Below are 24560 nucleotides of genomic sequence, written 5' to 3' on the forward strand. Positions count from 1 at the left end.
AAGAGGTTACCATGTTTGAACCCTCCTTTGAGTTCGTTTTTCCAGCAATTCGTGGTATCCAGGCGGGCTCTGAGTACTACGTGTCAATGTGTCCTCTCAAGCTATTGCCACGCATCTTCAGGTTTGATGATGAGGATCTCTCGCCTGAACTGCGCGCACAGAGAACCCTCAACGTAGGGCGGATCCCGGTGATGGCTGACTATATAGTTCGCAATAGAGATTCCTACGTGTTTTCTGCCATCACCGCCTCGATTGACGGAGATGTGAGATTTGAACCAATGGGAACCAGTGGTGAAGCGAGCCGTATCGGGGCCCTCAGAATTGGGTTGGACGCACAATTTATCATCAATGACGGACAACATCGCAGAGCTGCGATTGAAGCAGCCCTAAAAGAAGATCCATCCTTGGCAGATGAAAGCATCTCTGTGGTTTTTTTCCTCGATCAGGGATTAGCTCGTTCACAGCAGATGTTTACAGACCTCAATCAGAATCAGGTCAAAGCCAGCAAATCTCTGGCCATCGCATACGACCAACGAGATAAGAGTGCAGCTGTCGCTCGGGCTGTTGCGTCCAAATCCAAAGCCTTTAAAGGGATTGTCGATATGGAGCAAAACAAACTTGGTAAACGCTCCCGCAAACTCTTTACTCTTAGCGCTATTCATCAGGCAACTCATGCCTTGTTTAGCAATTGGGAAAGCATCGACATAACTAAAGCGACCCGTGAGGCATGCCGTTTTTGGAATGAAGTAGATCATGTCATACCAGAATGGAAACTTGTCAGGCTATCCAAACTGACTGCTGGGGAAGTTCGTGAAGACTTTATCCATAGCCATGCCGTAACACTGCACGCATTAGGTTTGGCTGGTAAGACTCTTCTTGAAAAGAATTATGACCTGAAGCAATCCCTATCTGGGCTATTGACACTAGATTGGCTACGTCAAAATGCAGAAATATGGGAAGGTCGGGCTCTAATCGCTGGCCGTGTTCAAAAGACATCAAATACGACGTTATTAACTGCAACACTGATCAAACAACACCTTGGCCTCCCCCTCTCTGAAGGAGAGGAACAAGCTGAATATCTATTTAGAAAAGGTAAGGCATGAGTACCGAAATACATACCCCTTCCCGTTCAGCATTTGATACAGCCGGGTTTACAGAGACAATTCGGTTCTTGGTTGACCGCACCAAATCACTTTATCTTAGTGATCAGATCCCCTGGGTAATTGGTTACAGTGGTGGTAAAGACTCCACCGCTATACTCCAGCTAGTGTGGTATGCCATGCAGGAACTGCATGCCGAAGGTAAAGCTAATAAACCTGTCCATGTGATCAGTACTGACACGCTTGTTGAAAATCCGATTGTTGCCATGTGGGTAGGACGCTCATTGGAACAGATGCGACAAGCGGTAGCTGAGCAACACTTAAATATTATTCCACATCGCCTGACACCAGAAGTAAAAGATCGCTTCTGGGTCAATCTGATTGGTCGTGGTTACCCTGCGCCTCGCTATAAGTTTCGCTGGTGTACCGATCGACTCAAAATCAGTCCATCTAATAACTTTATTAAGACAGTCGTTAAAAATAACGGTGAGGCTATTCTTGTTCTTGGCACGCGGAAAGCGGAAAGCGCGACAAGAGCAGCAACAATGGAAAGTTACGAAAACAGAGAAGATAATACTCGTAGCGCAGTTGGATTAACTGTTAACAAACAGCTTGATCGTGTCTGGATATATACTCCTATCGCCGACTGGAGTAATGACGATGTCTGGCAATACCTGATGCAATTTAAAAATCCATGGGGTTTTAAAAATCAAGAGCTACTTGGTATGTATCAAGGTGCAACTGCGGATGGTGAATGCCCTCTCGTCGTTGATAAGTCAACACCTAGTTGTGGAGATAGTCGTTTTGGCTGTTATGTCTGTACCATGGTAGGTGAAGATAAATCTATGGCTGCAATGATTCAAAATGACACTGAAAAAGAGTGGATGTTGCCTCTCCTGCAGCTCCGCAACGAAATCGACATTAATGATTCAAATAAAGAGCACAAAGGTAAAAAAATACAAGCAGACAAGGAGCGTCGTGATTTTCGTCGAATGAATGGCTCCTTGACCGTTCATATCAATGAATATGGTGCGGATCTGGTTCGTGGTCCTTATCGGCAGCCATTTAGAGAACACATGCTCCAAAAAGTGCTCGAAGCACAAAAACTCGTACAAGAGATAGGTCCAGATGAAGTTCGCAACCTAGAGTTACTCTCTTTGGAAGATTTGGAAGCGATTCGCCATATATGGCTGGAAGATAAACACGAGGTTGAAGATAGCGTTCCTCATATTTATGAACGCACGCTGGGTAAAAAATATCCCGGAGCCAAACGCTCACATCATAGTTTATTAAATAGCAATATAATGGAAAAATTGAGAAACAAATGCTCCACGTACAATGATCCCGATGGCTTAATCTATGAGCAGATTAGAACACTGATCTCGATCGAAGATAAGCATAGCAATATGTTGCGTCGTGCAAATCTATATAAAGAGCTGGACACAAGCTTGCAAACTATGGCCTTCAACAATATTAAAGAGGCCAGAGACTTTGCACTGAACAGAAAACTCAATGAAAACAAAATAAAACTATTACAGCCCAATTTACCTGAGCAGGATAAAGAACAACTATTGTGGGAAAATGAGAAGCTACAACTTGCTTTGACGAACAATAGTCATTTCTTGGAAGATGAACAAATTGATATTGAAGAGCTATCAGCATGATTTTTGAACAACTCGTGTTAGAAAATTTTGGTATCTATAAAGGACGCCATGAGGTTGACCTTGATAGCCCCGATCATAAAAGACCGATAATCCTCTTTGGTGCACTCAATGGCGGTGGTAAAACAACCTTTTTAGATGCCTTGCAATTGGCTCTTTATGGCAAACATGCCAAATGCTCCAATCGTGGTCGCCTTAGCTATCCAGCATATCTGGAGCAGGCGATAAACCGTTACGCAACTGAAAAAAAAGCTTCTCTCTCACTTCGCTTCAGACATACCATTCTCGGTAAAGATCATACTTATGAAATAAATCGAGCTTGGGAGAAGGAGATTGACAAAGAGTGCAAGGAAGTAGTTGTCGTCAGTCATAACGGTCATCCAGATGCACTATTGAGCGAGCATTGGGGAGAATTTATCAATGAATTTATCCCGCAATCACTGTCTGAACTGTTCTTTTTTGATGGTGAAAAGATTGAACATCTTGCAGATCCCGCTCGTTCTGCCAGTCTGGTAAAGACGGGTATCGAAAGTCTGCTCGGTCTTGAATTGCTGTCACAGCTCAATATTGACCTTGATGTGCTGAAAAAACGAGGTCAAAACCAGCTGCTGGATCCCAAGCAAAAGGTGAAACTGGAAGAGGCTGAAGCTCGGCTTGAAGCCTTTTGGGAAGCTAAAAACACATTACATAATAACCTAATTGATATAGATGAACAGACTCTAGATAGAGAAGCGGAAGTAGCCTATTGGCGACAACAACTGAAAGATAATGGCGCTCATCTTTTACATAAAAAAGATGAGCTCTCTCGTCAACAAGTTGAAATTTCAACAAAGATAGATGGCATCAATAGCGAGTTGATCAAACTTGCTGCAGGGGCCTTGCCTTTGAAGCTCGTCTCTTCATTAATAGAACAGACCAAATCTCAGCTTTATAAAGAAGATGAGATAAAACGCTATCATACCGCTCGCTCTTTACTTATTAACCAAGAGAATAAAATATTTGGATTATTAAATGAACGAGGTACAGAGCAAAGTATTATCCAGTCTTTGCAAACCGAGTTATCTAAAGAGAGAGAGGCTTCTGATCAGCTCTACTCGGAACCCTGCTATTTAAACAGTAGCCCTGCAATTTTCGATGGCCTTGCTGAACGGATCGCAGCCGAAGAACAGGAAGCGTCGTCACTAATTCAGGAAAAAGAAAAGTTATATGAAAAGCTGCAATTCGTAGAACGGCAACTCGCTGCCATTCCTGAGTTAGCATCTGTTGAGCATATCATTACACGCTCAGTAGAAGCAGATAATGAACTTGGCAAGGCTAAAAAAGAAAAAGAGGATTTACTTGTAGCCGCACAAAAATTGGCAACAGATATCGAGCAGGCAGAAATACAGGTTACCTCAATTCGAGTACAAGGTAATGCCATCGATTTTGAGCAGCAGCGGCAGCAACAACTCTTTGCTCATATGGGAAGACTACAAGATATTGTGGATTCCTTTAAAACAGATCTCATCAAAGATAATATTGATAAGCTACAAACCAAGATTATCTCCAAGTTTAATCAGGTCAAACGTAAAGACAGCCTAATCACCAAGATTGAAATCAATACTGATACATTTGTGTTAACTCTTTATGCACAAGATAATAAACCTATCTCCCCTGCTAGACTCTCCGCTGGTGAAAGGCAGCTGCTGGCAATAGCCGTCTTATGGGGGCTAGCTGACGAGTCAGGAAAAGAGTTACCAACAATTATTGACACCCCAATGGGACGTCTTGATGGACAGCATAGAAGCCATCTAATCAAGCACTATTTCCCACAAGCAGCATCTCAGGTCATTCTTTTATCGACCGATGAAGAGATCCAAGGTAAATACTATAAGGAACTCAAGCCTTATATTGCCAAGGAGTATCATATTTGTTTCGAGGAACAGAATTTTACCTCTACGATAAATCCTGGATATTTCCCGGAGAGAAATAATGATTGATAATATTCGTTTATCAGAAAAAGCTAAACAGCAGCTAATTGTTATCAAGCGCAAGACAGGTATAGAGAACTGGAATGTGCTTTGCCGATGGGCTTTATGCCTTTCTTTAGCTGAAGAGTCTGCCCCACCATTCGAGGATATCAAAGCCGATAGTTCTGTTGAGATAAATTGGAAAACATTCTCTGGAGAGTATGATAAAATTTATATAAATATAATCATGATGAAATTCCATAATGATGAGTTATCACCAAATGAATATGACAATTGGATTAAAATTCATATTCACCGTGGAATTTCTTATTTACATGCCCGGATATTAAAAATTGATGATTTTATGGGGCAGCTATAGCTGCCCCATAAATTAGCTTTGTATTAAATTTTTTTCTAACTCACTTGCGGCAACCCCATAATCTGACATTTTAAGATCTTTATAACGTTCTCTAGTTTTTTTAATCTCAGCTTTTGTTCGAGGCGCAATATGACATATGAGCAAATCCTCAAGCAAACGTTGATAATCTCTCTGGGTCAACATTTTTATGCCTGATTCATTCATAGTTGTGACACTGCACCATGGATAACTCGCAAGAGTCCAAGGTAAATCTTCCAATTTATTAAGAATAAACTCCCAAGAGACTCTATTTTCCTCTAAAAGTTGGCGTATAACACTTGATATTGCCCGCTGTATAATCCCCTTTAAAAAAGGATGTTCAGAACCAGGATTTAATTTGGATTTTCTTAGCAGTCGCAAGTCATGATTATCACTAATTAATTTGACGATGTCTCCACAGGAAATTAATAGCTCATCGATTCGCTTTGATATAAAATCATAAGCCTCATCTAGCTGCTCTTCACTGGGTCTTGCGGCTTTTGATAAGTTATCAATTGATGAACCATATCCTATTGCTTTAATTATTTCATAAAGCTGTTTAATCGATGTAATTGCCTTTCTATCACTATCTTTGACGCTAGATGCTATTGATAATTCCCCACTATCACCAGCTTTAGTAAAAACTGCAACCCTATCTTGTTCCGATAAAATAGGGTGCCCTTCAATCAACCATCTATTGATAATGGCATACCCATCATCTTCATCAAGTGCTATGTTTTCACTAACAGACGTACTTTTTGCATTTTTATTTATATTGGTAAAGAGACGCCTAGTTTTTTGCTGACCATCTTTTGTTTTTTGATGACTAACCAAAATAACACTGATTTCTTCAGATGTCAGAGAATCATCAAGTTTAATCGCGTCTTTTATTGCTTTAAGTCTATGTTGCCCATCAAGAGCAAAATATCTCTGTGTTCCATCAAAAGTCAAAAGACCAAAAGAACTATCTATACCAGAAACATGTTCTGTTTGCTCCATACGAACAGGCGTATATTTAGGATCCCCCCCCCAAGCAGCTACAATTAATGAGCCAAGAAATCTATGCTTTGAGTTCAATATATATTCAGTGATTTCTTTGGTTCTATCAGATATACCTCTTTGAATAAGTTGCCCAAGTTGGTTATTACCATTTAATTCATGTGCAAACTCTATTTCTTTTGCGACTTGCCCATACTTCATCACACAAACAAAGTAAACCCAATCACCTACATGTGCTTTCAATGCTGGTATTAAAGTTCTATTTGACATTTAATTTCCTCGCTTTTAATTAAAATGCTTTTTCAGTCAACCCAAATGAACCATTGATTCTAATCTGATTACCATATGGGCAAAATAAATCATTAATCAATCCTTTCATTTTTTCCAATACATCCCTTTCACCAAATAAACAACAGCATATTAACTTTTTGAAATTTTTAGCATGTTGTTTATAATTTTTATTATTTGCATCACGATGAACAGCAATGTTTTCATTCAGGTCACTAAGTTCTCCACTTAAAAACTCATCACGGATGTTATGGCTTAACCCAACATAGACTATATAATTGAAGTTCATGGATGTCATGTCATCCAACTCGAACGATAAATCAGGATTCCAAACTAATATATAGAGTGCCATTTGAGGTGGTAGTTCAGCATTTCTGTTATCCACATCAAAAATAAGTTTGTCACCTATATCAGAAAATGTTCGTCTAAAATCAAGAATTTTCTTTTTATCCAGCATGAACTCTACTGGTAATGATATTTCAATTTTTTTGGAGTGATTTACATTATCCATATCTTATTTCTTATTGAATGTCAGTTCTTCACTTGTTATTCTTTCGCAAGATGAACCTTTATATGTGAACAGTCCAACCATTGCTCCAGCCCCAGTTACAACCTTCAATACTAGAGACCCACTAGTACCAAGACTTCTATTTTCAACTAAAAATGAAGCAACACCATCAGAAATGACTCCTTTTAGTTTATAACTTCCAGTTTTAACCTCACCATCAGTTTTATAACTAACACTGAATTCACCTAAAAGCTGATATCCTGACTGTTCAATAAATAATACATACGTAGCATTACAATCTTGTTTATTGACCTCTGCATGCCAATTTCCAGAAATCATTACACCACGATACATCCAAGACCTAAGCAGTGGAAGCAAGCTCTTATTTTTTATTTCAATAAATATCCATATAAATAGCGAAGTCACAATACCGCTAACCACCCCACTAATAATATCTGATGGAAATGAAGCCATTAAATTAACTCCCAAAATGCCTTATCCCGCATCATAGATACCTTTTTATCTCCATCGATATAGAGACTAAAGTGCTTATCCAGTTTGCGGATGGTTTCCATTAATTGTTCTTGCTCGGTCTTATCATCTTTATTAAAGATGGCCTTGATATCGGCATTCTTGATCTCGGCGACGCGATGCACCACCCAGGTCAAAATATAAGAGCCGTAGTTGTTTTCCCCGGTTTTAAAGTGACTCAAGTCCTGGGTTGAGAGGATCACCCCTACCCCATACTCGCGCCCCTCTTTCAGGATCTTGCGCAGGCTGGGGAAGTCCTGCGACATGAAGTTGTCGGCCTCGTCGACCAGGATCATCTTGGTGATCTGGCGATAATCACCGTTGACTTGCGGCTTGCCGCGCTTTTGCATCTGCGAATAGAAGAGATCCAGCGTCAGGGCTACCACCAGGTTCTGGATCTGGGGTGAGTAGCCCGCCAGCTCGATCACCGTCACACCATCGAGCAGCTCATACAGGGAGCTCACCTTATCCGGCATGGTTTCAAAGATCTCGTAAGTGACCAGTGAGTCGAGCGCCGCGTAGAGAGAGTCCTCCTCCACCTTCTCCTGTTCAAGATAGAGATCCCACACCTGAGCCAAGGTAGGCGCAGGCCTTGACCAGGTGCTGGCGTCAGCTCTGCTGATCCCCGCCAGCTCATAGGCATCGAGGATTAACTTGCGCAGTCGCAGCTGCTGTTTGGGCCCGAGGCCAAAAGCTTTGGCCAGGGTCTCGGCAAACCCGGTCGCGGTATGCACCGGCAGCATCGGCATATCGCCATAGAGCGAGAGCGGATTGTACGGCAGGCGATACAACCGCAGCCGCTTGCTCTGGTTGGCCTCGCTAAAGGTATCATCCACATAGTCAGATTTGTAATCGAAGATCAGCAGTCCGATCCGTGCCCCCTCGACGTTGTTGTCTTGCTGGCGCATCAGCTGGGTGATCAGCGACTTGGTAAACTGGGTTTTGCCGGTGCCCATGGTGCCTATGATGCCGGTATTGGTATTCATAAAACGGGCGGTATTGGTGGGCTCCCAATAGAGCGGCGTTTGCCGCAGCGCCTCGTGGCCAAACAGGATACGCATGGGCTCTATCGGCTCGTCGGTCAGTCCCGTTTCCACCGCTACTGGGGTAACCGGATCGGTGTTTTGGGTATCTGTGGCTGGTGCCACTGGCGCCATATCCCCAGCTTGATTGCCCCCTTCTGTTGGCTGCTGTTGAGAGCCGTATTCAGGCTCCGCCGCCTCTTCTCTGGGCCCCAGCAGATATTGTTTGTCTACATGGCACAGGGTCACCAGCTCATCAAGCGCAGGGGCACTGCAGGCCTGAATAAGGCTTCCCAGCAAAGCATAGGGCAGTTCAACCTGCAATACGCCCCGCTCGGTCATCTGGTAGTGAGGCACAAAGAAGCTGTCGTTTTCGATATGGGCGACCACAAAGCCTTCGGGATAGTCTGGCACGCTGGCCAGGGTATATTCCCCTTTGAGCCACCACTCCCGCTCGGTCAATAGCGGTGCAAGCTGCGCCGACTGCATCACCTGATAGAGGCAAAGCTTGTCGACCTGCATCAGCACCTGGCGAATAAAAAGACCACGGTAGAGCCGCGCAGCCAGGGTATTGGGGCCAAGAACTTCCTCCATCAAGTAACGTTTAAGCTCCAGCGCCTGTTGCCCGGCATAGGCAAAGTCGGGTCTGACACCAGTCTTGACCTCCAGAGGCAGCAGATAGAGTTGCTTGCCCTTGAAGCCGACAAAGAGCACGTCATCGGAAATGGCCCCCTTGCGATACCCATGCACCTGACGGGAGAACTCGCTGTCGCTCATCTTGAGGCCAACATTGCCGGAAACGCGGATCATCTCGGCCACGGAGAGGGGGACCCAGCAGATATCAGATTGCCGCAGCAGGGCCGAGACAAACTTGTAAGCACCGATGATGCCGTTCTTCTCTTTGCGCTCCTTGTCGTTGGCCGTGAGCATCTTGAGCAGCCACTCGCCGTTGAAGGCATTGAATTCGGAGAGCAGCGTCTCCCCTTGTCCGTGACCCTCTTTTTGCAACAAGCGTTTAAAGAGGTCGACCTGCTTGGTTACCGTGATGGCGTCATAACCGGCCGTGCTGGTGTATTGATCCGAGTAGTGGATCAGCACCACATCCTGCTGACTGGTGAAGAAATCGAGGGTCACCTTGGGATCGATGATGGTGGTCCACAGTGCGCTGTCATAAGAGCGGGTCAGCAGAGCCTTGAAATCGGCACTGACCGCCAGCCCCAGGCTGGTTGCCAAATACTGGGCATTGCTCTGGCTGGCCGGCTGCCACAGGTTGCCCAGCATGCGGGCCACCCGCAGCGACTGTACTCCTTGATAGGGCACGCCACGCAGACCAAAGGCGGTGAAATAGGCCGCCCCTTTCGTTTCGGCCGCTTCCCCGGCGATCAAACCATCACACAGCACACCACTCAGTGCCTCATCGGTATTGATGGGATGGCACTCTACCGGCTCCTGGTTGCGGAAGAACGCCAGATGGGCATAGGCAAACTGCTCGCGCTCGTTGGGCAGGGTGAACTTGCTGTAGGTCAGACGGCTGCGGATCAGGTCGATCAGCATATCGGCCTCAGCACGCAGCGCAGTAGTGTTCAAGCCAAGCCAGGTTTTCAGCTCGTCATAAGCGGCCGTTTCGGCAAAGCGGTCGAAATCGTTGAATTGCAGCCGCTCATCGTAGAAGTTCACATGGATGGCGATCGCTTGCTCTTTGTGCAGCTTGAAGTGTTCGATCAAACCGAGGAAGAGCTCTGCCGCACTCGCCTGATTGATGGCATTGACGATCAGGGTGCTCTTGGCCCCGGCACTGAACAGTCGGGAATAGGCTTGGGTAAACTCGGCCAGTTTGTCGCGCACCAGACGCTTGATGTAGCTGTAGCTCTCCTGCTTTTGTGGCACTACGTCGAGCCAGAAGCTGTTCTCCCGCACCGGTAGCAGATGAGCGTAGCCAGAGTCATTGTCGTATACGAACGGCAGCAAGCCAGATGCAACCAGGCGCTCGCGGGTCACCTCTGGCAATTCGGCAAAAGAGCTGACGCCATCTTCATCGCGATCGGCTTTTATCTCGGTCACCAGTTGCAGGTGATAGGCAAGTACCAAGGGGTGCAGCGGGCTAAGGCGTTGCCACTCATCCTGGCGACACAGGCCAATGCGCATCAGCTGTTTGTGCTCGAGCGCCAACACCGCATTGGTCGGTATCTCGCTTAACGCCGCTTCGTAGGCATCCAGCACCCGCTGCACCAGGGCGCAATAGCTGTCACCCCAAGCCACCAGGCTGGGCAATGTTTTATGGTGTTGCAGATAGTCAAACAGGGCGGCATAAGCGCCATGCAAGTCAGGGAACCTTGCACTAATCGCCGCAAGTGGCATTGGATCGGCACTCAAACCAATATACAAGGCCCGCTCATCAACCATCCGTGCTTCGAGGTTCAGCAGCTGCTGGCGGATCCCGGCCACCCCACTTTCGCTGTTATCAAAAATGATCTTGCCTTTGGCCCGCAGATACTCGGCGTTACGGTCATCTCTGAGCAGCTTGGCGAAACGATCCCGGTCAAACAGCAGCGGAACGCAAATACTCTCATCGGCGGCCGGGCCTTCAATATTGATGGGCAAGCGACGCTCGCCATTGACCAGCTCAAACTGGATCTGTTCGCTCTGCTCGGCCAGCGTATCAAAGTTCACCCAGCCACAGGTGCTGCAGTCCACTTCGCCCTCATCGTCAACCAGATGCATGATGGCGTCTTGCTCTGGGTTGACCTTGAACTTGTTCTCTTCCAGCAGCAGGGTCAGCCACTTCTTGCCCGCATCCACTCGGAAGCAGTGCAGCAACTCATCGAAATAGAAATCTCCCTGCTCTACCACCAGACAGCGGAACTTGTACTCTTCGGAGCGGTTATCGCGTTTAAGCTCAAGGCTAAAAAAGGTGGGTTCTCCTGTGACGGGCAAGGTCACCGTCGCCCAGCAGCGTTTACCTCCGACACGGCTGACAGAGTAAGTGACCGCATTTTTGAGCGGCCCATTGTGCATCAGTTTGAACTGGCTCTCGTCCAGATCATTGCCGATGAAGGTGAAAGAGAGGTTGAGGGTTTTCTCTCCCGGCGGGAGCTGGATCAGCAGGCTCAGATCGCGTTGTCCCGCCTTGCTCTGGCTCTTGGCTCTTTGTTGCAGTGAACCGCTGTCAACGGCCACCTCTTCCAATAGCAACTTTTGCGCTTTGTTGGCTTCAATCTCTTTGAGGTAGGCCTCGAATTCCAGCTCACGCCAGCTCTCATCCTGGAAATGCTGGCGGATAAATTTGGCGCTGAACTCTTTCAGGACACTCTCAAGCTGATCGAGATCATAATGCTCAACCGCATCTTCAATCTCGCGCCGCAGCTTGCGGTTGGCTTGGAGCCGCTTGCTGATCTGAGCCTTCTTGCCGCTCCAGCTCAAAATGACCGGATCATTGAATAGCTGGAGCTCATCAAACTCCAGAACACCATCTTGATCAAGTGCACTGAACAGAGGAGCAAAACCAAATACGGTCGCCCCCTCTTCGGTGATGAGGGCCAGTTGCTCTTCAAGCAGGCAGGCTGACAGCTCCTTGTTACTGCTGCCAACATCAATCAGTGCGCCAAGCTGCTGCGAGAGACTATCCGGATGCCAGACCGCACCGGGCGCCCCCAAATCAAGCGCACTGTTGATCAGGGTATCCAGCATGCTGTTGTGGATAATGAGCAGGGCTGCTTTTTCAAATTCTGCACTGCGCCCTGCGACCAGATCACGTAAACGGGAAATGTAGTTTTCGGTAAATCCCGGAGCCTCACCATGCAACACAGGTAAAACCCGCACGCCATTGCACTCTATATATGGCAGGTCAATGCCATCGGCCGTAGCCAGCGTATTTGTGGCAGCAAAGGTCACCAGTGACTGATAGAGCACCAGGCCGTTTTCAGCGCTGGGGGATTTGAACTGGTAACGAGAGCCCGGCTCAATGTCAGCACTGACCCACTCGATAAAACGCTCGGCCAGAAAATGCTCAAAGGGTCTTGCGGACATATACGGCGTCTCCACTATCACTCATTCGTTCTACATTGCCCATGCGCTCATAGAAGCTGACCAGTTGCTGCAATGACTGGTTATCAAGATAAAAACCGCGCTGCTCGAAGCCTTTGCGCAGATCGTGCAGGCGCAGCTTGTCGGCCTTGCCGATGGTGAGATTGGTCAACAGCAACAGCTGATCCTGATTCAGTACCAGGGTGCGGCCAGCGGCCCCTCGGGCCTGAATAAAATCACTCAGCAGCTTCTCTTCCAGCTCTTTGACATATTTTTTGTTCACGCCGCCACGGGAGGTATTGGCATCACGGAATTGCTCCAGAGCCAACTCTTTGAGTTGCTCAAAAGCTTCTGCCACGCTGTTTGTGAGAGGTCGTACAGACTGCAATTTACGGATTTCTCTAAAGGCCTGCAGATAACTGTTCAAATCTTCCAGCAACTGAGTCTGGTCAGCATATTCCGTGGCATCGCGATAAACCTGCCAGAGCGGTCTTTTCTTGGCATCCCCTGGCAACTGGAGCACGTCAAGGGCGGAAAGTAGCGGGAAAACCCGCTCGCTGGCCGCAGCCAGCAGCTTGTAGCCAGAACGCTTTACCGATGTACGTTCAGAGCTGGCCTTTTCCGAATCGAGAATAAAGTAGAGAGGCTTGCTTTGGGGCTCATGTTGCCAGTCGGTCACATTCAGCGCCAGCTGAGCACAGTAAGCAAAGGCATACAGCTTGAGTGTGCCAGGCAAGGCTTGCAGCAGATATTGGGGATGTGCAGCCAAAAAGCGAATATCTTCACGAAATACGGCATTCAAAAACGGCAGATAAGGTTGCTCATCCTCATTTTTTACCAGGCTGCCGCTTTGCAGCCTGCCTTGCAAAACTGACAACAGTTCTTGCTCGACAAAGTTGAGCTTGTCATCGAGCGCATCTGCAAGAAAGAAATCCCCCAACAGGCCTGCAAATAATTTGCACAATCGCGTATCTGGTGCGCTGAGATCGGCTTGTCCACTCTTCTTCCCTTTGGCCTTAAACAACAGGAACAGAGGTGAAATGTGAAAGAGTGAGTCATTTAAAAAATAGGCTCGCTCAAGCACCTGCCAAAAATCAGGATCATCTAGCTTGCCTACAAACCGGACTTTGCACTCTTCCTTAAACTGCTCGAACTCATAGGCAGTCACCTGCTTGCGTAAGGAAAGCCCCAGCACGACACCCGTCACGGTATCCCAGTCAAACTCATTGCCTTTGTTGCGAATGGGCCAGTAGTTGGTGAGCTTGTTTTTATCAACCGGAGCTAATCCGACAGGAATTGGATACAGAGACATGACTATCTGGTTCCTTCTACAGTGATCATGCCGTCATCCAAGCCAAGACGGTAATGCTGATCACCTTCGTAATAGTGAAGAACAGGGCTCTTTTTGGCGACAGCGCGGATTTGCTCAACCATCTCATCGAGCAACACAATGGCATTCTTGTCGTACTTGTTTGGCCGATAGCCATTGTTGAGCTTGCAGATCAGCTCAAACAGATTGAGGTTGATTGCCATCGGTGCCAAGGGCTGCTCATCAACCTTCAGATAGGCGCTGAAATGATCGTGTTTCTCGACATGCTGGCGCTGAATTGCGCTGTAATCAGCTTTCAGCTCGACAGGTGCCGCGACATGACACTGGCCAAATTGACCAAGAGAAAGCTCACGCTTTGACAACTCAGGGGCATTGCGGTTGGCATAGACAAAAATGGCCGGGATCAGCGCCTTCACATAGAAATTGCGCAAGGCCAGCTGGCTTCCACCCTCCCCAAGGTACTGGCTATGCTGCAGCCAGACGGTGGCATAGTGTTCAAGTACCTGCTCTTCAAAATCGACTTTGAATTGGTGATGGTAGTTATTGCCAAACTCACAGTCCTTAAGCAGATAAAAGAGGCGCAGAAGAGATGCGGCTTGACCCGCTTTATCACGAGGTTCGTTGAACACGATCCCCAGTTTTGCCAGCTCGTCCATAAAGGCATCCAGAGCCTCATCCGGTAGATTCAGCTCATAACGCAGCACAAACTGGTCTACCGCTTGGGTATGAATCAGGGCAGGATCAAAGTCAGCAAGACGCAGGCTTAGCTCGCTGTCTTTAGCCAGAAACAGGTTGTCAAAGAGGTAATGCTCCCCGGCCAGAAGCTGATGGAGCAGATCCAGCAAGGCACGAGTCGTAATGAATTGATCCTTGATCAAACGGGTTTTGAACAGAGTAGTAATGATAATCTCTTGCACGTGCTCATTGGCCAGCAGCCTGAAATTGGCGATGAGGCGCATGTCACGTTGACGTTGCTCATCTGCAAGCGCAATAGCATGAAACAGATTGTCATCGGTTGGCTGGGTTAACCGCTTGAGCAGTTGACGCATAAAGCTTGAATAGCTGCCTGCGTCATCATTAAAACGAAATTTTGGATAGGACTCGAAATCCAGAAAGTGATATGTCCCTTGCGTTCTCTCGCCGCTATCCAAGAAGCGCTCAATCACGCCACGCAGTGCACTGTGCCGCTCAGCCCCTTCTTTGGCAAAGTTGGCCAGCATACCGATGTTGATACCAACAACTAGGGGTTTAGCCCCATCTCCGGCGCGATCAAAGAGTTCGTTTAGCGCATCGATTGCTGATTGATGAGGCGAAAAGCTATGGGTTGCATCCAGATGGAAAGTGCATCTGTTTTTATATTGGTCATAGCTACGTGACAATATTTCAGATTTGCCATCACCACTACTGCCGCATAAAAACACGCACTCACCAGGCTGCAATGAACGGAGGCACTTCTCAAAGTCATGTTCGATTTCGGGCGTAACGTAGAGATAATCCTTGAGATCATCAAACAGATCTCTCTGACGTTGTGTTGTCGTCTTGACCGAGAAAGAAGAAGATTTAGCCAAGACCCCGAGGGCCTTGCGAAGGGGGATTGAACTCACGATATAACCCTGCCATTTCCATATCAGCAAGATAGTAACCGATTGAATCATTGAGAGACTACTAGAAAGACATGTCTTTGTATGACTCCTTGATGCCCGTCATATCAAACCTCAACTAATTACCAAAACGTGCTCACCATATGCGCACTTTTAATCAAACACCAGCTACAGAACAGGTTTGGTCTACAGTAGCCTCTGAACTTCCAGCTTCGATGTTTTGAAAGCACTCTGAAGAAGATGACGGTCCGTCTTGTTTGTATTTCCTGCTGCCTTCTTTTTCTACAAAACCGGCACCCTCTCCCGCGCCTGCTGGCAGGCCCAGTCGATGAAGGCTTGCGCCTTGGGGTTCTGGCAATTGGGCAGGGTGGCGATGTAGTAGCGCTGAGCGCAGCGCACCGCCATGTCCGGGAAGGGGGCCACCAGCTCGCGCCGTGCCAGCCGCTGGCTCACCAGGTTCTGGCGCCCCATGGCCACCCCGGCGTGGTTCATGGCGGCGATGATGGCGAGATCGGAGCGATCAAACCCCATGCTGGCCCTGCATGCCGAAAGCGACACGCCGGACTGCTCGGCCCAACCGGACCACTCGTCATCGTTGGAATCCTGGCTCCAGGCTTGCCGGTCATGGAGCAGGCGGCAGTGTGCCAGGTTGGCCGGGTTGCCTAGCAGCCCGTGCTGTTCGGCATACTCGGGGCTGCACACCGGCACCATGTACTCGTCCATCAACGGGTGGATGGCGAGCCGCGCAGGCGTCTTGTCGTCGAAATAGAGGGCGAGATCGATGCCGTAACCATGCAGGTTGATGTTCTCGTTGCCGGTCATGACGTTGAGCTCGATCTGGGGATGCTGACGGGCGAAATCCGCCAGCCGTGGCACCAGCCAGCACTGGGCGATGGAGGGACGTGAGAAGACGGTCAGGGGGCCCGACAGCTCCTGATGACGGATCTCCAGGATCTCCTGGTTGATGAACTCCAGCGATGAGGTGAGCGCCCAGAACACCCGCTGCCCGTCCGCCGTCAACGCCACCTTGCGGTGAAAACGCTGGAACAGCTTGAAGCCAAGCTCCTCCTCCAAGGCGCTTATGCGGTGGCTCACCGCACTCGGGCTGAGCGCCAGCTCGTCGGCGGCCAGCGCAAAGGAGCCGTGTCTGGCTGCCGCTTCGAAGGTGTGCAGCCTGGCCAGCTGATAGCCGTTGAGCAGCTTGTTGCCCGCGATACGGCTTCTGGCCACCTGGTGATCCTGCTTATACATGACGCCCCCATTGCCCCCCTTCAACACGTGCGCCGATGATACCGAAAAAGCGCCCCTTGCATCAGCTCACACCACCCAATATCGCCATCAGGTCAACAATGTGATGAATGTAGCGCCCTTGCATCAATCCAGCTCATCCAAGACGCTCATTTCATCATTTGTCACGGCCACCTCGTTGGCATTGAATAACGCCAAGCTTATTCCCATGCCGGGGTGCGCTATGAGCGCCTCAACAGGGCTCGGCGCCCCCGGCCGACAGCCATCATGGACCCCATGGCTCTGTGCCAGGTTTGCCACGGTGGGCGCAACCCTGCTGGCACCTGCATGCCCGAGTTCAATGACGAAGCCGAGAACACCATGAAAAACATCGACGTATCACAACTCACCCAGCAGTTTCCGCTGCTGCACTCCCTGATCGCGCTGGAACCGGTCAGCTGGTTCAACCCCAAGGCCACCACCCTGGTGGAAGGTCTGCCTTATGTGGGGCTCGATGGCCGCGATGTGGCGGATGCCTCCGCCCGCCTGGCCCGCTTCGCCCCCTACCTGTGCGAAGCCTTCCCCGAGACCCGCGCCAACAAGGGCATTCTCGAATCCGACATCGCCGCCATCCCGGCCATGCAGCGCGCCCTGAATGGCCGTTATGGGGTCAAGGTGAGTGGCCGGCTGCTACTCAAAAAAGACAGCCACCTACCCATCTCCGGCTCCATCAAGGCACGCGGCGGCATCTACGAGGTGCTGACCCATGCCGAGCAGCTGGCCATCAAGGCCGGTCTGCTCTGCGAAGAGGACGACTATCGCAAGCTGTTCACAGACGAGTTCCGCCACTTCTTCAGTCAGTACAGCATCGCGGTGGGCTCCACCGGCAACCTCGGCATGTCCATCGGCATCATGAGCGCCCGCCTCGGCTTTCGCGTCACCGTCCACATGTCGGCCGATGCGCGGGAGTGGAAGAAGCGCAAGTTGCGCGAACATGGCGCCATCGTGGTGGAATACGCCGAGGATTACGGGGTGGCGGTGGAGCAGGGGCGCAAGGAGGCCGAGCGCGACCCCAACTGTTTCTTTATCGACGACGAGAACTCCCGCACCCTGTTCCTCGGCTACGCGGTGGCCGGTGAGCGGGTGAAAAAGCAGTTTGATGACATGGGGATTGTGGTGGACGCCGACCATCCGCTGTTTGTCTACCTGCCTTGCGGCGTCGGCGGCGGCCCAGGCGGGGTGGCCTTTGGCCTCAAGCTCGCCTTCGGTGACAACGTTCATTGCCTGTTCGCCGAACCCACCCACTCCCCCTGCATGCTGCTGGGGGTGCACACCGGCTTGCACGATGCCATTGCGGTGCAGGATCTGGGCATCGACAACCTCACCGCCGCCGATGGCCTCGCGGTGGGACGCGCCTCCGGCTTCGTCGGCCGCGCCATGGAGCGGCTGCTGGCAGGTTTCTACACCCTGAGCGATCAGGAGATGTACGACCTGCTGGGACTCTTGGCCCGCGATGAGCAGATCAAGCTGGAACCCTCGGCGCTGGCCGGCATGGCAGGCCCGTGGCGCGTCGCGGCCGACCTTGAGTGGCAGGCCGGTCAGGGGCTGGATGTCGCCAAGATGGCCAGCGCCACCCACCTGGTGTGGGCCACCGGCGGCGGCATGGTGCCCGCCGAGGAGATGGAAAAGTACCTGGCCAGCGCCCGCCTCTGATCTTTTTTTCAGCCATAAAACCCGCCAGACTGGCGGGTTTTTCTCGTGTGGGATCAGCAAGATGGCGCCTCTGCTCACCATCCCACACATCAGACGGCCAGACAGCTGGACACCCTGAATTGCTGACAATCCCCCCAAGCTGGTTATTTTGTGATACGATAGTGACCGTTTTTTGACATCTGCACCCACGTTGGCGCCCTGTTCGGGCGAGATCGCGACCCAATCCGTTGATCACAACCATCAAGGGCATGCAGAAAAACCGTGGCCTGATGGCCCCGTCCGGCACAAAGCCTGGCGGCGGTCAGCAAGACACACGAGATAAGGAGATCGGGCAATGAAACAATATCAAAGCTGGCTGGGACAATATCTGATGAGTCGCCGTGATGGGGACCACGCCATGGCATCCGAACTCGCCAGCTCCATCTGCGAGTTCTGGCAGACCCAAGGGGACGAGGCCGAGCAGGACAAATGGCAGCAGATCTACCAGCACCATCTGGAACGAACCACCTAATCATCCGAATCCTTGCCTTGCAGCCCCAAACTGCAAGGCTCTCTTTTATCCAGCCCCTTCCTCCCCTCGCCTCCTTTGTTCTCTCGCCATGACAGTGCGGATCTGCCTGCTTCATATCGTTACCCGCATCGTTTCAACAGGTTACCGCGCAAGGCCGCCTGCCATGCGCAATTAGGCGTCACATCGACCCGTTCGCGCCTTGCCCCTGCCCCTCCCCTTTGTTAGAGCCGCGCGGCCACCGCGCCCATAACGACAACGCGCGCCCAGAGCGCCAGCAACGAGCGAGAACAATCCATGCGTGAGCGCATCAGACAAGAGTGGTTTGGCAACGTCAGGGGGGATCTGCTGTCGGGCACGGTCGTAGCCCTGGCCCTGATCCCGGAGGCCATCGCCTTCTCCATCATCGCCGGCGTCGATCCCAAGGTGGGGCTCTACGCCTCCTTCTGCATCGCCGTCATCATCGCCTTCACCGGCGGCCGCCCGGCCATGATCTCCGCCGCCACCGGCGCCATGGCCCTGCTGATGGTGACCCTGGTGCGCGAGCACGGCCTGCAATACCTGATGGCTGCTACCCTGCTCACTGGCCTGCTGCAGATCCTGGCCGGCTACCTGCGCCTCGGCGCCCTGATGCGCTTCGTCTCGCGCTCGGTGGTGACCGGCTTTGTCAACGCTCTGGCCATCCTCATCTTCATGGCCCAGTTGCCGGAGCTGACCAACGTCAGCTGGCAGGTCTACGCCATGACCGCAGCCGGGCTTGGCATCATCTACCTGTTCCCACGCCTGCCGCGCATCGGCACTTTGCTCCCCTCGCCGCTGCTGTGCATCGTGCTGCTCACCGCGGTGAGCGTCGGCCTCGGCCTCGAGGTGCGCACGGTCGGCGACATGGGCGCCCTGCCGGACACCCTGCCGGTCTTCATGTGGCCCGAGGTGCCCCTCAATCTCGAGACCCTGACCATCATCTTCCCCTACTCCGCCGCCCTGGCCGTGGTGGGGCTGCTCGAATCCCTGATGACCGCCGCCATCGTCGACGAGATGACCGGCACCCGCAGCGATCGCCACCGCGAGTGCAAGGGGCAGGGGCTGGCCAACATCGCCGCCGGCCTGATGGGCGGCATGGCGGGCTGCGCCATGATCGGCCAGTCGGTCATCAACGTGAAATCCGGTGGCCGCGGCCGCCTCTCCACCCTGGTGGCGGGGGCCCTGCTCATCGTCATGGTGGTGTTCCTGGACGAGTGGATCCGCCAGATCCCCATGGCCGCCCTGGTGGCGGTGATGATCATGGTATCCATCGGCACCTTCTCCTGGGGCTCAGTGCTGCGCATGCACAAGACGCCGCTGGCCACCAACCTGGTAATGCTGAGCACGGTGGCCGTGGTGGTAGTGACCCACAACCTGGCCCTCGGGGTGCTGACCGGGGTGCTGCTGGCCTGCCTCTTCTTCGCCCACAAGGTGGCGCGTACCCTGCTGGTGCACAGCGACAGCGAGCGCCACGGCGCCACCCGCACCTACCGGGTGCACGGCCAGGTCTTCTTCGCCAGCACAGAGCAGTTCTGCGCCGGCTTTGACACAGGTGAATCCCTCGAGCGGGTGGTGATCGACTTAAGTGACGCCCACTTCTGGGATCTCAGCGCCGCCGAGGCCCTGACCACGGTGCGCCGCCGCTTCGAGGCTGCCGGCACCGAAGTGCAGCTGACAGGCGTGAGCGACGCCAGCGCAGCCCTGCTCGGCCGCTTTGCCCCGGCGACCTGACCGAACGCCGCTTCTGGAACCAAACGCCCATAAAAAAGGCCAGCCCCCTGGGGCTGGCCTTTTGCATCTCTACAGACTTACATCTGGTCGACCATGTCCTGGGCGAACTGGGAGCAGGAGCGCAGGGTGGCCCCTTCCATCAGACGCTCGAAGTCATAGGTGACGGTCTTGTTGCGGATCGCCGCTTCCATCCCCTTGATGATGAGGTCGGCCGCCTCAACCCAGCCCATGTGGCGCAGCATCATCTCGGCGGAGAGGATGAGAGAGCCCGGGTTGACCTTGTCCTGACCGGCGTATTTCGGCGCGGTACCGTGGGTCGCTTCGAACAGGGCGACGCCGTCGCCGATGTTGGCACCCGGCGCGATGCCGATACCGCCTACCTGAGCCGCCAGCGCGTCGGAGATGTAGTCGCCGTTGAGGTTCATACAGGCGATGACGTCATACTCGGCCGGGCGCAGCAGGATCTGTTGCAGGAAGGCGTCGGCGATGACGTCCTTGACCACGATGGTCTTGCCGGTTTTCGGGTTCTTGAAGGAGCACCAGGGGCCGCCGTCGATGAGCTGGGCATCGTACTCTTTCTGGGCCAGGGCGTAGCCCCAATCCTTGAAGGCACCTTCGGTGAACTTCATGATGTTGCCCTTGTGCACCAGGGTCACGGAGTCACGATCGTTGTCGATGGCATACTCGATGGCGGCACGGACCAGACGCTCGGTACCGGCCTTGGACATGGGCTTGATGCCGATGCCGCAGGTCTCGGGGAAGCGGATCTTCTTCACGCCCATCTCGTTTTGCAGGAAGGAAATCACCTTCTTGGCTTCATCGCTGTCGGCTTTCCACTCGATGCCGGCGTAGATGTCTTCGGCGTTCTCGCGGAAGATCACCATGTCGGTCAGATCAGGACGCTTGACCGGGCTCGGGGTGCCCTCGTAGTAACGGACCGGACGCAGGCAGATGTAGAGATCCAGCTCCTGGCGCAGGGCCACGTTGAGGGAGCGAATACCGCCGCCGACCGGGGTGGTCAGGGGGCCCTTGATGGCCACGCAGTATTCACGAATGAAATCCAGGGTTTCGGCCGGCAGCCAGGCACCTTCGCCATAGACATGAGTCGATTTCTCGCCGGTGTAGATCTCCATCCAGGCGATCTTGCGCTCGCCTTTGTAGGCTTTCTCGACCGCGGCATTCACCACATTCAACATGGCCGGGGTCACGTCCACGCCGATGCCATCCCCTTCGATAAACGGAATGATCGGATGGTTGGGAACCTGCAGCTTGCCGTTGGCATCGACTGTGATTTTCTGGCCCTGGGTCGGGATAACTACTTTGCTTTCCATCGGCATCTCCTAACTTCCGTTTGTTATCAATCTGTAAGTTGCGCGCGGCCATCTTAAGCCCATCCATTGGCAGAATCAAATGGCGAGCACGCATGTCAGACCATAGTCGCGCACTGGATCACAATGCGTCCATTCAGCCTGCTGCGGATCCGAAGCAGCCCCGCCGGCGCCTGAGCTGGGCAGGCTCCGGCGGCATCCCTGCTTATCCCGCCAGCCCCTCGGCCTGCCCCTGCGGCTGGCTGAGCGCCCGGTACTGGGAGGGGGTCAAGCCGGTCTTTTGCTTGAACACCCGGCAAAAATAGTTCACATCGCTGTAACCACAGCGGCTGGCCACCTCTTCGAGGCGAAAGCGGTATTTCTTGAGCATGAACTTGGCCCGATCGATGCGCACCCAGCTGATGTAATCGGCCAGGCGCATGTGCCCCTGCTCGCGAAACAGGTGCGACAGGTGGCTGGCCGAGACGTTGAAGCGATGGGCGATCGAATCCCGGCTGATGGGGCGGTGAAAGTTCTCCTGGATATAGATGCAGATCCCGTGAAACAGCTCGGCCCCCCGCGGCCGCTCGAAGGTCGACTCGGCCAGCAGCTGGCGCACGCTGGTGAGCAGCGCCTGCAGCAGGTGATTGTCGGTGGGGGAGCGCGCGGGATCCTCGGTCAGCACGTTCAGTGCCGCCAGTATGTGTTCGTTCACATGGCCGGCCCTGGCCATGATGCTGTGCTTTTGCACGTCAAAGAAATCGGGGTCTTCCCGCCGCTTGCTCACCAGACTGAAGCCAAGCTGGCGCTTGCCGAACAGCAGGCTCAGCACCGAGCAGTCGGTGGTCCAGAGCGGCTTGTTCCAGCCGTTGGGGGGGATGTAGAGCGCCTGCCCCGGGGCGATGCAGATCTCCTGGCAACCCTGCTCCCTGTCCCAGATCTGGTTGCGGTACTCGCCGCTGAACACCAGCTCGAGGCGGGGAAAGTTGACCTGATAGCTGAAACCGGGCGGCACCCCCTGATCCTGGGCAAACCAGATCTGGTCGAAGGGGGCCTGCTCGTGGAGGGCGCCATCGAGCAACTGGCTGAAGACAAGAGACATGCTGATCCTGATCAAGAGAGAGGCAAGCGGTTGCGGTGCCCGCGACCGCCCATGTTATAGTCCGGTCCACGGCAGCAATGCCACCCTTTTCTGCACCCGTTTTTCTGCACACCAAATGAGGCATCCCTTATGAGCAGTCGCGATCTGCCCTCTTTTTTGTCAATGCAAAATCCGATTCAAGGCTACGACTGGGGCAGCCATGACGCCCTCACCACCCTGTTCGGCATCCCCAATCCGGCGGGCAAGCCCCAGGCCGAACTGTGGATGGGTGCCCACCCCAACGGCTGCTCTGAGGTCATGCTGGCCGGGCAGGCGCAAAAGCTCTCGACCCTGATAGAGCGCGCCCCCGCCGCCGTGCTGGGCGAGGCCACCCAGGCCCGTTTCGGCAGCCTGCCGTTCCTGTTCAAGGTGCTGTGCGCCGAGAAGGCCCTCTCCATTCAGGTGCACCCGAGCAAGGCGCAGGCCGAAGCGGGCTTTGCCAAGGAAGAGGCCGCCGGCATTTCGCCCAAGGCCGCCAATCGCAATTACAAGGATCCCAACCACAAGCCCGAGCTGGTGTTTGCCCTCACCCCCTATCAGGCGATGAACGGTTTTCGCGCCATCCCGGCCATCCTGGCGCTGTTCGAACGGGTCAAGCTGCCCGCCCTTGCCGAGCTGGTCGCCGCCCTCGCCGCCAGCCAGAATGAAGCGGGTCTGCAGCACTTCTTCCACCAGCTGCTGGTGCTGGAAGGGGCGCGCAAGGAGGAGGCACTGGCGGGCCTGCTGGCCTTTGCCGCCACCCATCAGGATGAGGAGACCTTCGCTCTCATCACCAGCCTGGCCGCCCAGTACCCGGGGGATGTGGGGCTGTTCTCGCCGCTGCTGCTCAACGTAGTGACCCTGCAGCCCGGTCAGGCGATGTATCTGGACGCCTGCACCCCGCACGCCTATGTGCGCGGCACCGGCCTCGAGATCATGGCCAACTCCGACAACGTGCTGCGCGCCGGGCTCACCCCCAAGTACATAGACGTGGCCGAGCTGCTGGATTGCACCCGCTGCCTGCCCAAGCCGGACGACCAGATCCTGCTTGCCCCCCGCCAGGAAGGGGCGGTGCAGCACTTCGAGGTGCCGGTGCCGGACTTCACCTTCAGCGTCTATCCGGCGGGCGAGCACCAGCTCACCACTGCCAGCGCCGAGATCCTGTTTGCCATCGACGAGGCAGTGATCCTCAAGCGCGGTGACGACACCCTGCGCCTCGAGAAGGGTCAGTCCGCCTTCATCCCGGCCGCCACCGGCCGCTACCAGCTGCTGGCCGAGGGCCGGGTCGCCCGCGCCGGCAACCGCTGCTAAGCCGGTTCAAATCGAGCCATGACAACAAGGGCCATCCAGGATGGCCCTTGTTGTTGGCAGTGACCGCCACTGTCCACTTCCGCCTTTGCCGACTAATTTCTTGATGTGCGGCATAAAATCATCAGATCCTGCTGTCGCCCTCTGCCGGGTTGGCTATCATGCCCGTCTGGCTATCACACGCCTTGATACCCGCCGGAGCAGCACTGCCAGCCG

General features: G+C 52.7%; 17 protein-coding genes. 8 read left to right on the forward strand and 9 right to left on the reverse strand.

What is annotated here, in order from left to right:
• Positions 1–11 precede the first annotated feature (11 nt).
• From dndB to dndE, 4 genes are read left to right on the forward strand one after another with little or no spacing between them, the layout of a single operon-like run.
• Positions 12–1103: a DNA sulfur modification protein DndB gene (dndB, locus tag G5134_RS09555; protein ID WP_421231976.1), complete on the forward strand. Its 1092-nt coding sequence runs from the start codon at positions 12–14 to the stop codon at positions 1101–1103.
• Entirely contained in the window at positions 1100–2764 is a 1665-nt protein-coding gene (gene dndC / locus G5134_RS09560) for a DNA phosphorothioation system sulfurtransferase DndC (protein WP_421231977.1), read from the forward strand. Before dndB ends, dndC begins: the two co-directional genes overlap by 4 nt.
• A complete protein-coding gene (gene dndD / locus G5134_RS09565; RefSeq protein WP_421231978.1) occupies positions 2761–4740 on the forward strand; it encodes a DNA sulfur modification protein DndD in 1980 nt (659 codons plus the stop codon). The genes dndC and dndD overlap by 4 nt, the downstream gene beginning before the upstream one ends.
• Positions 4733–5089, forward strand: a complete 357-nt coding sequence (dndE, locus tag G5134_RS09570) for a DNA sulfur modification protein DndE (RefSeq protein ID WP_421231979.1) — start codon at positions 4733–4735, stop codon at positions 5087–5089. The genes dndD and dndE overlap by 8 nt, the downstream gene beginning before the upstream one ends.
• A 12-nt stretch (positions 5090–5101) precedes the next feature.
• On the opposite strand, the gene G5134_RS09575 is transcribed toward dndE, so the two are convergent.
• From G5134_RS09575 to dsdC, 7 genes are all read right to left on the reverse strand, one after another.
• On the reverse strand, positions 5102–6376 hold the full coding sequence (locus tag G5134_RS09575; RefSeq protein ID WP_421231980.1) for a DNA sulfur modification protein DndB: 1275 nt from the start codon (positions 6374–6376) through the stop codon (positions 5102–5104).
• A 19-nt stretch (positions 6377–6395) separates the two neighbouring features.
• Positions 6396–6905, reverse strand: a complete 510-nt coding sequence (locus tag G5134_RS09580; RefSeq protein WP_421231981.1) for a hypothetical protein — start codon at positions 6903–6905, stop codon at positions 6396–6398.
• A 3-nt stretch (positions 6906–6908) separates the two neighbouring features.
• Complete coding sequence (locus G5134_RS09585; RefSeq protein WP_421231982.1) at positions 6909–7376, reverse strand: hypothetical protein; 468 nt, start codon at positions 7374–7376, stop codon at positions 6909–6911.
• Positions 7376–12481, reverse strand: coding sequence for a DNA phosphorothioation-dependent restriction protein DptH (dptH, locus tag G5134_RS09590; protein WP_421231983.1), 5106 nt, complete (start codon positions 12479–12481; stop codon positions 7376–7378). Before dptH ends, G5134_RS09585 begins: the two co-directional genes overlap by 1 nt.
• Positions 12462–13790 carry a DNA phosphorothioation-dependent restriction protein DptG gene (dptG, locus tag G5134_RS09595; RefSeq protein WP_421231984.1) on the reverse strand — a complete coding sequence of 443 codons (1329 nt, stop codon included), beginning with the start codon at positions 13788–13790 and terminating at the stop codon, positions 12462–12464. The genes dptH and dptG overlap by 20 nt, the downstream gene beginning before the upstream one ends.
• Positions 13791–13792: 2 nt before the next feature.
• Positions 13793–15412 (reverse strand): DNA phosphorothioation-dependent restriction protein DptF, encoded by a 1620-nt coding sequence (dptF, locus tag G5134_RS09600; protein WP_026141823.1) that lies wholly within the window; start codon positions 15410–15412, stop codon positions 13793–13795.
• Between the two features lie 279 nt (positions 15413–15691).
• On the reverse strand, positions 15692–16660 hold the full coding sequence (gene dsdC, locus G5134_RS09605) for a DNA-binding transcriptional regulator DsdC (protein WP_065017909.1): 969 nt from the start codon (positions 16658–16660) through the stop codon (positions 15692–15694).
• Positions 16661–17017: 357 nt separating this feature from the next.
• On the opposite strand from dsdC, the gene G5134_RS09610 reads away from it, so the two are divergent.
• The 3 genes from G5134_RS09610 (at position 17018) to G5134_RS09620 (ending at position 20609) form a co-directional block, all read left to right on the forward strand.
• Entirely contained in the window at positions 17018–18349 is a 1332-nt protein-coding gene (locus G5134_RS09610) for a D-serine ammonia-lyase (protein WP_065017922.1), read from the forward strand.
• Between the two features lie 334 nt (positions 18350–18683).
• Positions 18684–18860, forward strand: a complete 177-nt coding sequence (locus tag G5134_RS09615; protein ID WP_005298942.1) for a hypothetical protein — start codon at positions 18684–18686, stop codon at positions 18858–18860.
• A gap of 294 nt (positions 18861–19154) precedes the next feature.
• Entirely contained in the window at positions 19155–20609 is a 1455-nt protein-coding gene (locus G5134_RS09620) for a SulP family inorganic anion transporter (protein WP_065017910.1), read from the forward strand.
• A 77-nt stretch (positions 20610–20686) separates the two neighbouring features.
• On the opposite strand, the gene icd is transcribed toward G5134_RS09620, so the two are convergent.
• Positions 20687–21940, reverse strand: a complete 1254-nt coding sequence (gene icd, locus G5134_RS09625) for an NADP-dependent isocitrate dehydrogenase (protein ID WP_005298939.1) — start codon at positions 21938–21940, stop codon at positions 20687–20689.
• Between the two features lie 202 nt (positions 21941–22142).
• On the reverse strand, positions 22143–23018 hold the full coding sequence (locus G5134_RS09630; RefSeq protein ID WP_005298937.1) for a helix-turn-helix transcriptional regulator: 876 nt from the start codon (positions 23016–23018) through the stop codon (positions 22143–22145).
• A 129-nt stretch (positions 23019–23147) separates the two neighbouring features.
• On the opposite strand from G5134_RS09630, the gene manA reads away from it, so the two are divergent.
• Positions 23148–24347, forward strand: a complete 1200-nt coding sequence (manA, locus tag G5134_RS09635; protein WP_065017912.1) for a mannose-6-phosphate isomerase, class I — start codon at positions 23148–23150, stop codon at positions 24345–24347.
• Positions 24348–24560 lie beyond the last annotated feature (213 nt).

The sequence above is a fragment of the Aeromonas sp. 600276 genome (assembly GCF_049175815.1).
In the GTDB taxonomy this organism is placed as follows: Bacteria; Pseudomonadota; Gammaproteobacteria; order Enterobacterales; family Aeromonadaceae; genus Aeromonas; species Aeromonas dhakensis.

Coding starts and splice junctions, on each gene's coding strand:
- G5134_RS09585 (WP_421231982.1), bottom strand. CDS start 7,376: ATGGCTTCATTTCCATCAGATATTATTAGTGGGGTGGTTAGCGGTATT.
- dsdC (WP_065017909.1), bottom strand. CDS start 16,660: ATGTATAAGCAGGATCACCAGGTGGCCAGAAGCCGTATCGCGGGCAAC.
- dptH (WP_421231983.1), bottom strand. CDS start 12,481: ATGTCCGCAAGACCCTTTGAGCATTTTCTGGCCGAGCGTTTTATCGAG.
- G5134_RS09620 (WP_065017910.1), top strand. CDS start 19,155: ATGCGTGAGCGCATCAGACAAGAGTGGTTTGGCAACGTCAGGGGGGAT.
- icd (WP_005298939.1), bottom strand. CDS start 21,940: ATGGAAAGCAAAGTAGTTATCCCGACCCAGGGCCAGAAAATCACAGTC.
- dndE (WP_421231979.1), top strand. CDS start 4,733: ATGATTGATAATATTCGTTTATCAGAAAAAGCTAAACAGCAGCTAATT.
- dndB (WP_421231976.1), top strand. CDS start 12: ATGTTTGAACCCTCCTTTGAGTTCGTTTTTCCAGCAATTCGTGGTATC.
- dndD (WP_421231978.1), top strand. CDS start 2,761: ATGATTTTTGAACAACTCGTGTTAGAAAATTTTGGTATCTATAAAGGA.
- dndC (WP_421231977.1), top strand. CDS start 1,100: ATGAGTACCGAAATACATACCCCTTCCCGTTCAGCATTTGATACAGCC.
- G5134_RS09630 (WP_005298937.1), bottom strand. CDS start 23,018: ATGTCTCTTGTCTTCAGCCAGTTGCTCGATGGCGCCCTCCACGAGCAG.
- manA (WP_065017912.1), top strand. CDS start 23,148: ATGAGCAGTCGCGATCTGCCCTCTTTTTTGTCAATGCAAAATCCGATT.
- G5134_RS09580 (WP_421231981.1), bottom strand. CDS start 6,905: ATGGATAATGTAAATCACTCCAAAAAAATTGAAATATCATTACCAGTA.
- G5134_RS09610 (WP_065017922.1), top strand. CDS start 17,018: ATGAAAAACATCGACGTATCACAACTCACCCAGCAGTTTCCGCTGCTG.
- G5134_RS09575 (WP_421231980.1), bottom strand. CDS start 6,376: ATGTCAAATAGAACTTTAATACCAGCATTGAAAGCACATGTAGGTGAT.
- dptG (WP_421231984.1), bottom strand. CDS start 13,790: ATGTCTCTGTATCCAATTCCTGTCGGATTAGCTCCGGTTGATAAAAAC.
- G5134_RS09615 (WP_005298942.1), top strand. CDS start 18,684: ATGAAACAATATCAAAGCTGGCTGGGACAATATCTGATGAGTCGCCGT.